We start from the raw sequence: 13,573 nt of genomic DNA on the forward strand, positions 1-13,573 counted from the left end.
TCTAGGTGTGGTTAATTTGCCGACATTTTGCCTTGAGGGCACGGTTGAAGAGATCTTTTACAAGAAAGGACGGCCCAAGGTCGTGATTTTGAAAACCCCCACGGGAAGAGTCTGGATCAAGCTGGAAAAGTCGCTACGGCGCGAATTAGCACAAGTTCCCAAGGTGGGCGATCGCCTGCGGCTAGAAGGTACTGTCAAGGAGAAGTACGATGGCTGGGTCAAGCAATACCAGGCAAGCCATTTAGAATTTTTAGCAACGGCTCAAGCCACAGCAGCAAGGGGTTCTCAGCCCTGTAGGGTGCTCATTTGTCAAAAATCCTCTTGCTGTCGCCGGGGCGCTAAGGAACTCTGGCAAGAACTAGAAGCCCAACAGCTCCCCATTACCCTGAAAGCGACAGGCTGTATGGGGGAATGCAAACGGGGACCAGCGGTGGTTATCCTGCCCCAGAAAAAGCGGCTCACCCGTGCCAATGCCCAACAGATTCGCGAGCTAGTTTGCTCGACTGAGGCTTAGGGAATTTAGAACAACGATAATGGAACTGAAGGCCATGCCAGCGGCCGCAAGCCCGGGCGTGAGACTGAGTCCCCACAGGGGTAATCCGACACCGGCTGCAATAGGTAAAGCGACGATATTGTAGGCCACGGCCCACAGAAGATTCTGCTGAATTTTGCGGAAGGTGGCACGGCTGAGGGCTAGGACGGCGAGCACATCCTCCAGATGATTGCGGGTGAGGATAATATCTGCTGCTTCAATGGCCACCTCTGTACCACTGCCAAGACTAATCCCCACCTGAGCTGCTGTCAGAGCGGGGGCATCATTCATGCCATCCCCAACCATTGCCACTGTTTTGCCCTTAGTTTGCCACTCCTCAATGAGGGCCAGCTTTTGCTGTGGTTGCAGATCTGGGTGGATATTGACTGGGAGGAGGCCGAGGGGTTCTAGGAGTTGTTGTGCCGCTTTGGCGGTGTCGCCCGTGAGGACATGAATCTCATAGCCTTGGGCTTGCAGGGCTTGAATGGTGCTCACTGCCTCTGGGCGCAGGCGATCGCGAAAGGTGACCACCGCCATCAACTGGCGATCGCGGGCCAAGGCCACATGGGTTTCTACCGCTAGGGGAGGGGAGTCAATGCCCTGATCACGCAGCCAACTGAGACGTCCCGCTTGATAGTAATGCCCCTCAATCCAACCGCTGATCCCCAGTCCAAGGACAGTTTCCAGCTCAGTCACCGTTGCTAGTTCTGTTGTCTGGTTGGTCGCAGCCCATGCCTTCTGAATCGCTACCGCAAGGGGATGGCGACTCTTGTGCTCTAGGCTGGCCAGTAGGTACAGGACGGTTTCTAAGGAGAGGTCCCCGTACAGGTGAATCTCTGCTACTTCGAGTTCACCCGTCGTCAGTGTGCCCGTCTTGTCAAAGACAATCGTGTCCAACTGTTGACTGTGCTGGAGAACATCGCCGCCGCGAATAATTAAGCCTTTGGCAGCGGCACGACTGATGCCCACAAGAAGGGCGATCGGGGTGGCAAGGCCAAGGGCACAGGGACAGGCAATCACCAACACACTTAAGGCCAGCTTTAGGGGCAATAGGGGCGTGTTATTGGTGATTTCTGGGAAAAAATGGGGGGCGATCGCCCCCCAAAAAAGCGCCGTGCCTGCTGCTAAGAGCAACACGCCATAGCCAAAATAGCCCGCCACCACATCTGCCATTTGCTGCACCGGTGCTTTGCGATTTTGTGCCTGCACCACAAGGTCTAAAATCTGCCCGAGAAAGGAGGCTCGACCACAGCGTTCTACCCGTAGGGTGACCGCCGCACCCACATTGCGACTGCCCGCTAGAACAAATGCCCCTACCCCTTTGGCCACCGGTAGAGACTCCCCCGTGAGCATGGATTCATCCACCAAGGTCTCCCCGGTTACAATCGTGCCATCGGCGGGAAAGGGTTCCCCAGCATCCACCCACAGCCAGTCTCCCACCTGGATACGACTGACGGGAATGGGCCAGCGATCGCTAGCGGTCAAACTCGGTTGCCATAGTGCCTGTTTTGGCTGCAGGGCGAGGAGCGATCGCAAGTCCCGTTGTGCCTGTTGGCGGACTCGTTGCTCCAGCGATCGCCCCAGCAAAATAAACCCAAGGATCATCACTGGTTCATCAAAGAAACACTGCCACCCCAAGGCCGGCCACAGCCACGCCACCGTACTGGTGAGGTAAGCCCCCAAGGCGCCAAGAGCCACCAGCGTATTCATATTTGGGCGCCCTTGGCTCAAGCCAGCTATTCCCTCCCGCAAAATCTCCCACCCCGGTAGGACAAGGGCAATCGTCGCTAGCCCCCAGTGCCAGATCATCGCTTCTAACATGGGCCAGTGTCCCGGCAGCAGATTAATCCCGTGGCCGACACTGGAGAGAATCAGGAGCACAAGGGCGATCGCCAACCTTGGCAAAGAGGTTTCCTCGGCGGTCGTGGGCAGTTCCAAAAGGACATTGGCTTCTGCAAGGGTGGCCTGAAAGCGGCCTTGGTTGAGGCTCTCGACAATGGCGGTGGGGGTTGTTTCATTGGGGGAATAGGTGACGACGGCGGTTCCCGTCACCAGATTCACGGCCGCAGCATTGACGCCCGGCTGCTCTTTTAACTGATTTTCCAGCGATCGCACACAGCCAGCACAACGCAGGCCGCTCACCCGCAGAATTGCTACCTCAGGGGCCTGGGAATCAAGACTTGAACTTAGGGACACGTCGCACCTTCTCCAAAAAGAACGACCTCCAATCTCCTAACTGCGTCCCCACCACCTATTGTGGCACGTTGGTTCTGAGAGTCAGGGAACGGGAGGAGTAAGGTTTTCACTCGCAATGCCAACAATAGTAGGTGCCAAGGAGACCGGCGATCGCTATTTCATGCCAGAAGAATATTTTGCGCGGGCAAAGCAGCAGTTGCAAAGGCATGAGTTGATTGATGGCCGTATCTATACCCATTGTCGCAGACCCATTGTCGCAGGACTCTCGAGCGCAACCGAAGCCACCGATCGTCGCAAATCGCGATAAAAAATTAGCTCTTACCATCGCACCTCAACCCTGTGGATGATGGGCTGGCTAGCTTAGGGGAAATGGTGGTCGACATCTACAAAGAATCTATAAAGATAAAGAAATAACCTGGGGGATTGGCTGCGGCACTGCTACTGCGGGGGGCGATCGCGTCGAATTGAGAAGTCCCATTGAGAAGCATTGATTCAGGGTGCCCATTGAGCAGTTTTACGACCATGCTGACCTATCGGCCGATATGAGCCGCTTTTCCTGCGGACCCTGAGGCTATGGAAAAAGCAAAATTGGGTATTCTTTGAGAGGAGAGTAAATTCAAGGGGTACCAGAGATGTTACCGTTAACGCTGAGTCGCCTCTGGACAATTAGCCGGAATGTTTTCAATGAAACACTGCGGGAGCGGGTTCTTTACGTCACTGCTGTTTTTGCCATTGGCCTAGCCTTAGCGATTGTGATTTTGGGACAGGTGTCAGCAGGAACCCAAGACAAAATTAGCCTTGATGTGGGGATGGCAGGAATTTCCCTCTTTGGCTTGCTGATTGCCGCCTTTGTCGGGGGGGGGTTGCTCAATAAAGAGATAGAAAAACGCACGATTTTGGTGATGTTGGCGAAACCCATCAGCCGTGCCGAATTTATTGTTGGCAAACATTTGGGCTTATCGGCGGTTCTGCTGGTACTGGTGGCACTGATGACGCTGATTCTGTTTATTCTCATGAGCCTGAATCAGTTTGCCTATCCCGCTGGTCCTTTGATGGTGACCTCTTTCTACATTGCGCTGCAACTAGCCCTCTTAACGGCAGCCGCTTTGCTTTTTGGTAGTTTCACCAGTTCATTGATTGCGACGCTCCTAACGGTGGCACTGTACTTTATGGGGCACTTTAGCCAAAACTTGGTTATTCTCAGCCAAAAGATGGAGAGTGACACCGTACGGCAACTGATGCAGTTTCTCTATCTGATTTTTCCCGATTTATCCCGCTTGGATTTTAAGAATACGGCGGTCTATGGAATGTTGCCGTCTGTACCGGAACTGGTGGCCAATGCCTTTTATGGCGTGGTTTATACGGTGGCCCTGCTGGCGATCGCTACCTGGATTTTCTCTCGTCGCAACTTTTAGCAAAAACTCGTAGCCAATTTGTTCAATTGTTCCCTCAATGGGCTATGATAAAGCTCTGGGAACCTTTGCCCGTGTAGCTCAGTGGTAGAGCACACCCTTGGTAAGGGTGAGGTCACGAGTTCAATCCTCGTCACGGGCTTGATTTAAAGCTGTTGCAGCCAATAGCTGATCGCCAACAGGACAGCCAAAAGCACGACCGTCCAGCGCAACAGCCTGGGGTCGACTGCACCGGCAAATTTACCGCCTAGAAGTCCGCCAACAAGGGTGGCGATCGCCATCCCCCAAGCCACCGGCCATACCACCTCCCCAGACAGGGCGAAAAATGCAGCAGCAGCCAGATTAATCCCAAAGGCTAAAATTTGCTTCAAGCCATTGAGGCGCCTCAAGCTTTCCTGGAGAACAAGGCCCAGCACGGCTAGCAAAATCACACTCAAGCCCGCACCAAAATAGCCACCATAGACCGCCGCGATAAATACCAGGGGAATAGCTCCCACTTCAGACCTATCTGGCGCACTGATCCGCCCCAGTAACCAGGCCCGCACCTGCTCCTGAACCCCCAAGAGAACAGCGGCCAAAAGCAGCAAATAGGGAATTAAGGCATTGAACAGTGCCTCGTTGGTGTGCAGCAGTAAGATTGCTCCTGTGATCCCCCCCGCCACTGCAGTGGGAAAGAGCCAACCAAGGCGCCGTTGCTGACCCTTGAGCTCTTGGTATTGGGCCACTGTCGCTCCCAAGTAACCGGGAACCAAGGCAACTGTGCTGGTGAGATTGGCAACCACTGGCGGCAAGCCGATCGCCACCAAAGCTGGAAAACTAATCAGTGTTCCCCCACCGGCAATGGCATTGACAAAGCCCGCCGCCAGACCTGCAACGGTCAGGACTCCGATCTCAGTAATCATACCCCTGGCTGGCTCAAGCCTAGGAAAGGTAGCGTTGGAGGGTCTCGCGGTACTGACTCTTGGGTTTCATACCGACAATCACCTCTAGGAGTTCCTTATTTTTGAAAAGTTGAATGGTAGGGGTACTGGTAACCCCCGCTTGCTCGGCGATCGCGCTATCCTCAGTGATGTCAATTTCAATGAGCTGCACTTTGCCGTCGAATTCCTCCACCAGTCGATCCAAAATGGGCTTGAGCGTATGGCAGGGACCACAGGTGGGGGAGACATATTTCACCAGCAGAAGGCGATCGCTTTCGTGGAAGAGTTTGCGCAAGGCATAGCTGCCCCGATGTTTAATGGCATTGGGATCAAACTCCTGTTGTGGAGAGGCGGTGGGTTTCGCCGTTGCTGCGGGCTGGGTCTCCGTTGCCCTTTGGTGAAACTCCTGAATGAGCCCCCGCGCTGAAAGCCAACGTTCTGCATCAAGGGCTGCCATACAACCACTGCCTGCTGCGGTTACAGCTTGGCGGTATTCATGGTCTTGAACATCCCCAGCAGCAAAGACTCCCTCTACATTTGTTTGTGTCCCATGGCGAGTGACAATATAACCAACGCTATCCAATTCCAGAAAATCCTTGAAGAGTTGGGTATTGGGCGTGTGGCCAATGGCATAGAATAAACCCCGCACCGGCAAGAGGGATTCTTCCCCTGTGGCTTTATTGATAATCCGCAGACCCGTCATTAAGTTGCCATCGCCAAGAATTTCCCGTGCTTCGGTTTGCCAGTGAACTGTAATTTTAGGATTGGCAAACACACGATCCTGCATGGCCTTACTGGCTCGCATTTTGTCACTACGCACCAGGAGATGCACGTGGGAGCCATACTTGGTGAGATAAACAGCTTCCTCTGCCGCACTATCGCCGCCGCCAATCACCGCTAACTCCACATCCTTGAAAATGGGTGTTGCGCCATCACAAATGGCACAGGCGGACACGCCCTTGGTCCAATACTGCTCTTCACCGGGCAAATGGAGTCGTTTGGCTGTGGCACCCGTACAGATAATCACGCTGTGGGCATAGACTTGCCGCTCCGCTGAGCTGATGAGAAAGGGGCGTTGGCTAAAATCCACCTGAATCACATCTTCAGTCACCATTTCCGTGCCCCAGCGCTCCGCTTGCGCCTTCATCCGTGCCATCAGTTGTGGCCCTTGAATGCCTTCGGGAAAGCCGGGAAAGTTTTCCACTTCCGTCGTGGTCATGAGTTGGCCCCCGGGCAGCCCCCCAATTTGATAGCCCTCAAACATCAACGGTTTCAGGTTGGCACGGGCGGCATAGATAGCTGCTGTGTAGCCCGCAGGGCCAGACCCAATAATGACAACGTTTTCAATCCGTGGCGGTGTCATGGCTAAAATAAACTCGAAACGACTATGAGTTATTTGATTTTAGCTTGATTTTCCGTGGCAAACAAGGGGAGCATCTTTGGGGATAATGAAACGGTTAGGCACGCTCCTTGGCTGTGTACATCAAGCGGTTAGAGCTCACGAATTTTAAGTCCTTTGGCGGCACCACTGTGATTCCGCTGCTGCCGGGGTTTACGGTCATTTCAGGTCCCAATGGCTCAGGGAAGTCGAACCTCCTGGATGCGTTGCTCTTTGCCCTCGGCCTTGCCGGGTCCAAAGGGATGCGGGCAGAACGATTGCCAGATTTGGTGAACCATAGCCAAACGCGGCGCGGCCATAGTGTTGTGGAAACGCGAGTCACGGTGACATTTGCACTGGATGCCGAAACGGAATGGCGGGTAACGCGGCGACTGCGGGTCACTAAGCAGGGCAGCTATACCTCAACCTACGCGGTCAATGATCAGCCCTGCACACTGAATGAACTGCACGATCAGTTACAGGCGTTTTGTATCTATCCCCAGGGCTATAACGTGGTCTTGCAAGGGGACGTCACTAGTATGATCTCGATGAATGCCAAAGCACGGCGGGAAATCATTGACGAACTGGCGGGAGTGGCGGATTTTGACCGCAAGATTGCCCAAGCTCGCGAAAAATTAGATACGGTCAAGGAACGCGAAGAACGCTTTCGCATTGTTGAGCGGGAATTGATTCAACAGCGCGATCGCCTGCAACGGGAGCGGCTGCACGCCGAAAAATATCAAGCCCTGCGATTGGAACTGCAGGAGCGAGAGCAATGGCTACTCGTGCGCCAATGGCAGGCCCACGAAGAGCAAAAGGTGCAACTACAAGCACAGATTCAGACCCTACAACAGGAGCAAACCCAGCGCCAAGAGCAACTGCAACAAAAGGCACAGGAGATGGCAGCGGCAGCCGTTACCCTAGAACAGCTCAATCGACAGGTGAAAGCCCTCGGCGAAGAAGAGTATCTCCGTCTCCAAGCAACGTTAGCGGATCTCCATGCCCAGCAGCGTCAATGTCAACGGCAGCAAGCCGCCAACCAACAGCAACAGGAACAGTTGGCAGAACAACTCCAGCAAGGGCAAGCCCAGTACCACCGTCAACAGGCGCAGCACCGGCAACTTGCTGAAGAGTTAGCACAGCAACGGGGCGATCGCACCCCCTTAATGACAGCGGTTGCTAACAGCCAAGCGACCCTCGAGGCCCTACGGCAGCAAGTTCAGGAGTTGAGTACAGCCGCCCAAACTTGGTTTCAGGAACACAGTCAGCGGCGGCAGCGGATTGATGCTTTGATCCACGAACTGGAACCCAGTCGCACTGAATTGTCTCGCCTTCAGGAGCGATCGCAACAATTGCGGCAGCGGCAGGGGGAATTGCACCAAGCGGCCACCGCCTTAGAAGGACAACAATTGGAATTGCAAGACGCGCTAACAACAGCTGCAGCAGCCATCAAACAACAGGAGCAGCAACTGCAAACCTTAGCCCAACAACTGGCGACAGCACAGCAACAATTGAGCCGAACAGAAGAAACCTATCAACGCCTTGAGCGAGAACAGCGCCAAAAGCAGCGGGAGCTCGATCAGTTGGAAGCACGGCAACAGGCGGTTCAGGAAACCCAAGGGGGTTTTGCAGCGCGGCTCATTTTAAGTGCTGATCTCCCCGGCGTATTGGGGCTGGTGGCACAGCTTGGCCAAGTGGAACCCCGCTATCAACTGGCCTTGGAAATTGCGGCTGGCGCACGCTTAGGCAATATTGTTGTGGCGGATGACAGTGTAGCAGCGGCAGCGATCGCCCTCCTCAAGCGAGAACAGGCCGGTAGAGCCACATTTTTGCCCCTGAATAAGATGGCGCGTCCCAAGCCCCTTTCTCCCATTGCCTTGGCGGGTTGTATTGACTATGCGTTAAATCTTGTGACCTTTGAGCCGCAGTATGCCCCCATTTTTGCCTATGTGTTTGGCAGTACGCTGGTGTTTGAGAGCCTTGAGGCGGCGCGAGAATACCTAGGGCAATATCGGATGGTCACGCTCGAGGGAGAGTTGCTGGAACCCTCAGGGGCAATGACTGGGGGCAGCCAGCGTCGCCCCAATACCCTCCGTTTTGCTCAGGGCGTTCCCCCCCAAGAGTCGGCAGAAGTCCAACAGGTGCGCGATCGCCTGGGGGAATTGGAACGCCTGTTAGATCGCCTCCTGCAGGAACGCACTCACCAACAAGGGAGAGTGAATGCGCTGAGCCAAGCCCTGAGTGAAGCCCACCAAAGCCATCGCGATCGCCAGCGGCAATGGGAGCAACTGCAGCAACAACAGCAGCAGCTCAACCGCCAGCAAGCAGAGTTAGAGCGCCAGCAGCAGTACCTCAGCCAAGAGTTAACCGCAGCCGAAACTGAACTCACTCACCTGGAGGCTCGCCTGCCTGAACTAGAAGCAGAACTTGCCGCAGAGCGCCTTGCCCTCAATGCCCTTGAAGCGAGTCCCAGCCATCAGCAGTGGCAGCAGGTTCAGGCACAGCTTCAGGCACAGGAAAAGATCCATGCAAGCCAGGTGGCTGCCCTGCAAGCCGTGGATCAGGCCTTGGGCGATCGCCACCGTCAACTGGAGCAACTGGAACGAGACCTCAAACAAACAGAGCAGGAGATTCAGCGACTGTGCCAAGCCCAACGGGAGATGCGCTGTCAGCAGCAAGCCCTCGATCAAACCCTTGGGGACTTAGCAACGCAAATTGAAAGGACGCAAGCTGCCCTAAGGGAGTTGGACAGCCGCCTTGGCCACCTCAAAGGCGATCGCGATCGCCACGAGTACCAACTGCGGCAGCAGCAAAAGAACTATCAGCAACTGGAATGGCAATACCAAAAAGCCAGCGAAACCCTGACCACTCTGCAAGCACAACTGCAGGAATTGAGTACCATCGAGCCACCTCCCTTGCCGCAGCCATTGCCGGAAGTACCCGCTGAGCTCTCCCTTAGGGACATTCAACAGCAGTGCCAAGCCCTAGAACAACGGCTCCGCGCCATGGAACCAGTCAATATGCTGGCAATTCAGGAGTTTGAGGAGACACAAGCACGGCTCAAGGAGCTACAGGAGAAACTCGCCGTTCTGGCAGCGGAGCGCACGGAGATTTTGCTGCGGATTGAGAACTTCACCACACTGCGTCACCAGTCCTTCCGTGAAGCCTTTGATGCTATCAATGCCAACTTCCAAACGATTTTTGCCACCCTCTCCGATGGCGATGGCTATCTGCAACTCGAAAGTCCTGAAGATCCCTTTGCTGGTGGACTGAATCTGGTGGCGCATCCCAAGGGTAAACCCGTCCAACGCTTGGCCTCAATGTCCGGAGGTGAAAAATCCCTAACGGCTCTCAGTTTTATCTTTGCCCTCCAACGCTATCGCCCTTCCCCGTTTTATGCCTTCGATGAAGTGGATATGTTTCTCGATGGTGCCAATGTCGAGCGCCTGGCCAAAATGATTCAGCAGCAGAGCCAACAGGCGCAGTTTATTGTTGTCAGTCTGCGGCGACCCATGATTGAAGCCGCTCAGCGCACCATTGGTGTCACCCAAGCGCGGGGTCAACATACCCAAGTGATTGGCCTTGATTTAACGGCTTACCCTTGATGCCCGAAAAATAATGCCTAGAATTTTGATAGTTCATCGGCGTGGATCGTAGTGGAACAGTAGGCTCGATTGAGTTGTCAAAATCTCCAAGTGTTGCTGAGGAGTGTCCCTATGAAATACTGGCAAAAACTTGGCCTGAGCTTATTGACAGTGGCCTGTTTGGGAACAATTGCCCCCCGGCCAGCCCAAGCCAATATGTTTACGCAAACGGAAGTGGATCAAAGCCGCTATGTGGTGATGGCTGTGCCCCTGGCCCGCGGTGGCTATCGCCTACTGGTGGTGGAGCAAATCAAGGATACTCGCCCCTGCTGGAGCGAATCGGGCAGTAACCCTGTGGTGATCGATCCGCTGTTGACGACGTTTGACTTTACGGGCATTTGTGGTCGGGCTACGGATAGCAATGGCTACTCGATTCGGGTGGCGCAACAGGATTTAGGGTTGCAGTATAGTCTGCGCATTGAACGGAGGGATGGGGAATTGCTCCTTGTTGGCCGTAGCAATCGCGGTGGTCCGCGGATGGTGATTGGCCGCACCCACGGTATGCAGGAAGGGCAATTTCTCAAATTTCATCTGGAACCCACCTGGCGGCTCACGCGGCGCACCTACGAAGGCCAAGTGCTGGGGCATGTTTATTTCACGAATGACACTTGGGAAACAGCCACAGGCAGCGCTCCTACCCCTGTCAGTCCCGTCGGCACTGAAACCAACCTCCCCCCTGCAACCCCACCGCAAAGCTAGGCTTAGCGCTGCTTCATTGCCCGCTCCATTTCCCGCTTGTCCTGCCGCTGCTTGAGGTCTTGGCGCTTGTCGTGGAGTTTCTTACCACGGGCAAGGCCGAGGGAGACCTTGACCCGACCATTTTTTAGGTAGAGCTTTAGGGGCACAAGGGTCAGCCCCTTTTGTTCAACTTTGCCCACCAGCTTACGGATCTCCTGCTTGTGGAGAAGGAGCTTGCGATCGCGCAAGGGGTCATGGTTATAGGATGGGTTGGTACTTTCGTGGGGCGAAATGTGGACATTCATCAACCACGCTTCACCATTGCGGATGCGGGCAAAACCATCCCGTAAATTGACCTTGCCAGCGCGAATAGACTTCACCTCAGTGCCCAGCAACACAAGACCACATTCATAGGTTTCCAGAATTTCATATTGGAAGCGCGCTTGGCGATTCTCACTCAGGACTTTGATGCTATCACCCATCAAAAACTCCGCAAGGGCATTGCCAATATATCGTAGTTTAGGGGTAGGGGGAGTTTTCATCTTATCACTGCCTTCCCACCCCTTTGCTCCATGGTTGAGAGGCCATGCCCAAGCTGCAGCAGTTAGAGTTTTTGCAAGGCCTACCCTTGATTGCAGTGGTGCGTGCTGCTACTCCTACTGCCGCGATCGCCCGTGCTCAGGTCTATCTGCAAGCCGGTTTTACCTCTTTGGAGGTCACTTGGACCATTCCAGATGCCCCCTCAGTGTTGCAACAACTGCGTCAGGACTATCCCCACTGCACCATCGGCGCAGCTAGCCTGCAAAACCCCCAGATGCTCAAGGAGGCGATCGCGGCGGGGGCCCAATTTTTAGTGACTCCCCATACAGCCATCGAGGTGGTGTCCGTTGCAAAGGATGCCAACTGTCCTCTGATTTTGGGGGCGTTGACACCCACGGAAGTGCTCCATGCTTGGCAATCTGGGGCAACGGCAGTGAAGGTTTTTCCAATCATGGCAGTGGGGGGTGCAAGCTATCTACAGGCCTTGCGACCCTTGTTTGCTGAGATTCCCTTAATCCCCTGTGGGGGCATTGGTTGGGAAGATCTGGTGCCCCTCTGGCGTGCCGGAGCGATCGCCATCGCTATGGGCAGCCAACTGGGTACCGATCTGACGAAACTCAAGCAGCAGGTGGCTCAGGCTCATCAGGCCTATCAGGCGCTGGGGCAGGAGTAAGGGTGCGCACCCGCTCAGCATGGAAGCGTTTGCGTCGCCAGCGTTTGCCCAGGTCCAGACCAATGGTTTTGTGGAAGTCGTCTTGGACTTTTGCCGTTAGGCGGTAGGAGACTTGGCGGACAATTTGAGCTAAGACGCGGTTACCTGTCCCCTGAATCAGACCATGGGGCAGACGGTAGATAAACCGCGGAAAGTACATTTCCACCCGCAAATCCAATTCCCAATTCACCCGAGTGTACTCAAGGATATTCAATGCTAACAGGTCCCTATCGGTTTCAGGCGTCGCTCGCATCGGTACCAAGGCCATTGCCGCTTGAAAATCCACCTTGTAGTTCAAAAACGGCTGCTCGGGCACAGGAATTGTTTCAATGCGATAGACCCCCTGCTCTTGGGGCAGCAGGTGCAGTCCAATTTTAGGTTCCACTTCATAGCCATAGGAACCGTAGCGACCAATGGTGAGAATGTAGCCATGCTTGCCCACAGGCTCTGCTTTCATGGGGTGGGCACAACGATGAAACCAGTCTTGATGGTTGTTGAGGTAGGTTTCATAGCGTAACACTGGTGCATAGATGTCAAGACCCGTGACATTATCTACCCTTGAAACGAAGAGGTCTGGTCGCTCAGTTTGCCACCATCGCAGTTTCTCAATGGGAGTCATGTGGCCCAAAACGCGTTGGGGAATGCGGTGATTGTACGCCCAAAGGTATCGCGTGAGCGTCTCTTGCAAGTCGGCTGCCGAGACAAAGCGTTCAGCGCGCAGAATCTCCGCAATGCGGCCGTTGAAGCGTTCCACCATCCCGTTGGTTTGCGGATGGCGGGGTTGGATGAGCCGATGGGTGATGCGCTTTTCACGACAGAGCTGATCAAACGGATGGTGTCCCGTGGGTTGGCGTTCGCCTGCGGAGGAGAAACGGTCGGTAAACTCCTTGCCGTTATCAGTCAGCACCGTACGCACCACGAAAGGAGCGTTGGCAAGGACATTTGCAAGAAAGCGCGTTGCCGATTCTGCGCTCTTCTCCTCGTGGATTGCCAAATAGACCCAGCGCGTTGCCCGATCAATCGCGACAAAGAGGTAGCGGCGCTGCTCCTCATCCGGCATTTGTGGCAGGTATTTGACGTCGATGTGGATGAACCCAGGTGCGTACGCTTTGAACTGCCGCGTGGTGCTTTTGGGACTGCCTTCGAGGCTTTCGCGTTCCTTTTGCAGTATCCTGAGGTTCGAGACTCCGTGGCGACGCAGGCAGCGATCCAGCGCTGAGCGGCTCAGATTGGGGTTGAGGAACGTCCGGGCAAGAACGAGAAGGTCATCAAGAGGCAGCAAAAGGAGCTTACGCACCTCAACGATCACAAGCTCTTGCGCTTCCGTAAGCGTCGTTTGCAGGCGGTGCGGGCGGGTGCTTTTGTCTTCAACGGTTGCGCGCTTACGCCATTTCGCTACCGTGTGCCGGTGGATCCCGTAACGTCTGGCAAGCTCGCGATGACTGATCGAAGCCGGTGCTTGTTGGATTTCACGGCGAATTCGGGGTGTCGTTCGGGCGTTGGCATGAATACGTGGCATGGTGATACTCCATCGTTGAACGCTTTCCGACCTTGGAACAAG

Annotated in this window: 11 protein-coding genes, 1 tRNA gene and 1 pseudogene; 7 read left to right on the top strand and 6 right to left on the bottom strand. The window is 54.8% G+C overall.

The genetic code is table 11. The features are described from left to right. The first annotated feature begins 7 nt into the window (after positions 1-7). Positions 8-514 (top strand): (2Fe-2S) ferredoxin domain-containing protein, encoded by a 507-nt coding sequence (locus tag TLL_RS09735; RefSeq protein ID WP_126986939.1) that lies wholly within the window; start codon positions 8-10, stop codon positions 512-514. On the opposite strand, the gene TLL_RS09740 is transcribed toward TLL_RS09735, so the two are convergent. Further along, positions 491-2,728 carry a heavy metal translocating P-type ATPase gene (locus TLL_RS09740; RefSeq protein WP_011057757.1) on the bottom strand — a complete coding sequence of 746 codons (2,238 nt, stop codon included), beginning with the start codon at positions 2,726-2,728 and terminating at the stop codon, positions 491-493. The two genes, TLL_RS09735 and TLL_RS09740, sit on opposite strands and share 24 nt — an antisense overlap. 115 nt (positions 2,729-2,843) lie before the next feature. Here TLL_RS09740 and TLL_RS12775 point away from each other — a divergent pair, with 115 nt between their 5' ends. The 3 genes from TLL_RS12775 to TLL_RS09755 all read left to right on the top strand — a co-directional run bounded on the left by TLL_RS12775 (position 2,844) and on the right by TLL_RS09755 (position 4,282). Beyond that, a complete protein-coding gene (locus TLL_RS12775; protein WP_011057758.1) occupies positions 2,844-3,035 on the top strand; it encodes a hypothetical protein in 192 nt (63 codons plus the stop codon). Positions 3,036-3,360: 325 nt separating this feature from the next. After that, on the top strand, positions 3,361-4,143 hold the full coding sequence (locus TLL_RS09750; RefSeq protein WP_011057759.1) for an ABC transporter permease: 783 nt from the start codon (positions 3,361-3,363) through the stop codon (positions 4,141-4,143). 67 nt (positions 4,144-4,210) lie between these two features. Next, positions 4,211-4,282, top strand: a tRNA-Thr gene (locus TLL_RS09755). 4 nt (positions 4,283-4,286) lie between these two features. Here TLL_RS09755 and TLL_RS09760 read toward each other — a convergent pair. Both TLL_RS09760 and trxB read right to left on the bottom strand, forming a co-directional pair. Next, entirely contained in the window at positions 4,287-5,042 is a 756-nt protein-coding gene (locus TLL_RS09760; RefSeq protein ID WP_011057760.1) for a sulfite exporter TauE/SafE family protein, read from the bottom strand. Between the two features lie 19 nt (positions 5,043-5,061). Continuing rightward, positions 5,062-6,423: a thioredoxin-disulfide reductase gene (gene trxB / locus TLL_RS09765; RefSeq protein ID WP_011057761.1), complete on the bottom strand. Its 1,362-nt coding sequence runs from the start codon at positions 6,421-6,423 to the stop codon at positions 5,062-5,064. 113 nt (positions 6,424-6,536) lie between these two features. Between trxB and smc the strand changes: the two genes are divergently transcribed. Both smc and TLL_RS09775 read left to right on the top strand, forming a co-directional pair. Continuing rightward, positions 6,537-10,043 (top strand): chromosome segregation protein SMC, encoded by a 3,507-nt coding sequence (gene smc / locus TLL_RS09770; protein ID WP_011057762.1) that lies wholly within the window; start codon positions 6,537-6,539, stop codon positions 10,041-10,043. Between the two features lie 111 nt (positions 10,044-10,154). Then, a complete protein-coding gene (locus TLL_RS09775; RefSeq protein WP_164920952.1) occupies positions 10,155-10,781 on the top strand; it encodes a DUF3747 domain-containing protein in 627 nt (208 codons plus the stop codon). 2 nt (positions 10,782-10,783) lie between these two features. Here TLL_RS09775 and smpB read toward each other — a convergent pair whose 3' ends face one another. After that, positions 10,784-11,242: an SsrA-binding protein SmpB gene (gene smpB / locus TLL_RS09780; protein WP_011057764.1), complete on the bottom strand. Its 459-nt coding sequence runs from the start codon at positions 11,240-11,242 to the stop codon at positions 10,784-10,786. 104 nt (positions 11,243-11,346) lie between these two features. Between smpB and TLL_RS09785 the strand changes: the two genes are divergently transcribed. Next, a complete protein-coding gene (locus TLL_RS09785) occupies positions 11,347-11,973 on the top strand; it encodes a bifunctional 4-hydroxy-2-oxoglutarate aldolase/2-dehydro-3-deoxy-phosphogluconate aldolase (protein WP_011057765.1) in 627 nt (208 codons plus the stop codon). On the opposite strand, the gene TLL_RS12955 is transcribed toward TLL_RS09785, so the two are convergent. Together TLL_RS12955 and TLL_RS12780 are read right to left on the bottom strand one after the other, a co-directional pair. Next, positions 11,918-12,532, bottom strand: a complete 615-nt coding sequence (locus TLL_RS12955) for a DUF1997 domain-containing protein (protein WP_269441379.1) — start codon at positions 12,530-12,532, stop codon at positions 11,918-11,920. The two genes, TLL_RS09785 and TLL_RS12955, sit on opposite strands and share 56 nt — an antisense overlap. A gap of 12 nt (positions 12,533-12,544) precedes the next feature. Then, positions 12,545-13,531: pseudogene (locus TLL_RS12780) on the bottom strand (IS481-like element ISTel1 family transposase); the annotation flags it as partial. Positions 13,532-13,573 lie beyond the last annotated feature (42 nt).

Origin of the sequence: Thermosynechococcus vestitus BP-1, from assembly GCF_000011345.1 — a bacterium.
GTDB classification, from domain to species: Bacteria; Cyanobacteriota; Cyanobacteriia; order Thermosynechococcales; family Thermosynechococcaceae; genus Thermosynechococcus; species Thermosynechococcus vestitus.

What these genes read in the sequence shown, in the direction of transcription:
- TLL_RS12775 (WP_011057758.1), top strand. Translation starts at nt 2,844, where the DNA reads ATGCCAACAATAGTAGGTGCCAAGGAGACCGGCGATCGCTATTTCATG.
- TLL_RS09750 (WP_011057759.1), top strand. Translation starts at nt 3,361, where the DNA reads ATGTTACCGTTAACGCTGAGTCGCCTCTGGACAATTAGCCGGAATGTT.
- TLL_RS09760 (WP_011057760.1), bottom strand. Translation starts at nt 5,042, where the DNA reads ATGATTACTGAGATCGGAGTCCTGACCGTTGCAGGTCTGGCGGCGGGC.
- trxB (WP_011057761.1), bottom strand. Translation starts at nt 6,423, where the DNA reads ATGACACCGCCACGGATTGAAAACGTTGTCATTATTGGGTCTGGCCCT.
- TLL_RS09775 (WP_164920952.1), top strand. Translation starts at nt 10,155, where the DNA reads ATGAAATACTGGCAAAAACTTGGCCTGAGCTTATTGACAGTGGCCTGT.
- smpB (WP_011057764.1), bottom strand. Translation starts at nt 11,242, where the DNA reads ATGGGTGATAGCATCAAAGTCCTGAGTGAGAATCGCCAAGCGCGCTTC.
- TLL_RS09785 (WP_011057765.1), top strand. Translation starts at nt 11,347, where the DNA reads ATGCCCAAGCTGCAGCAGTTAGAGTTTTTGCAAGGCCTACCCTTGATT.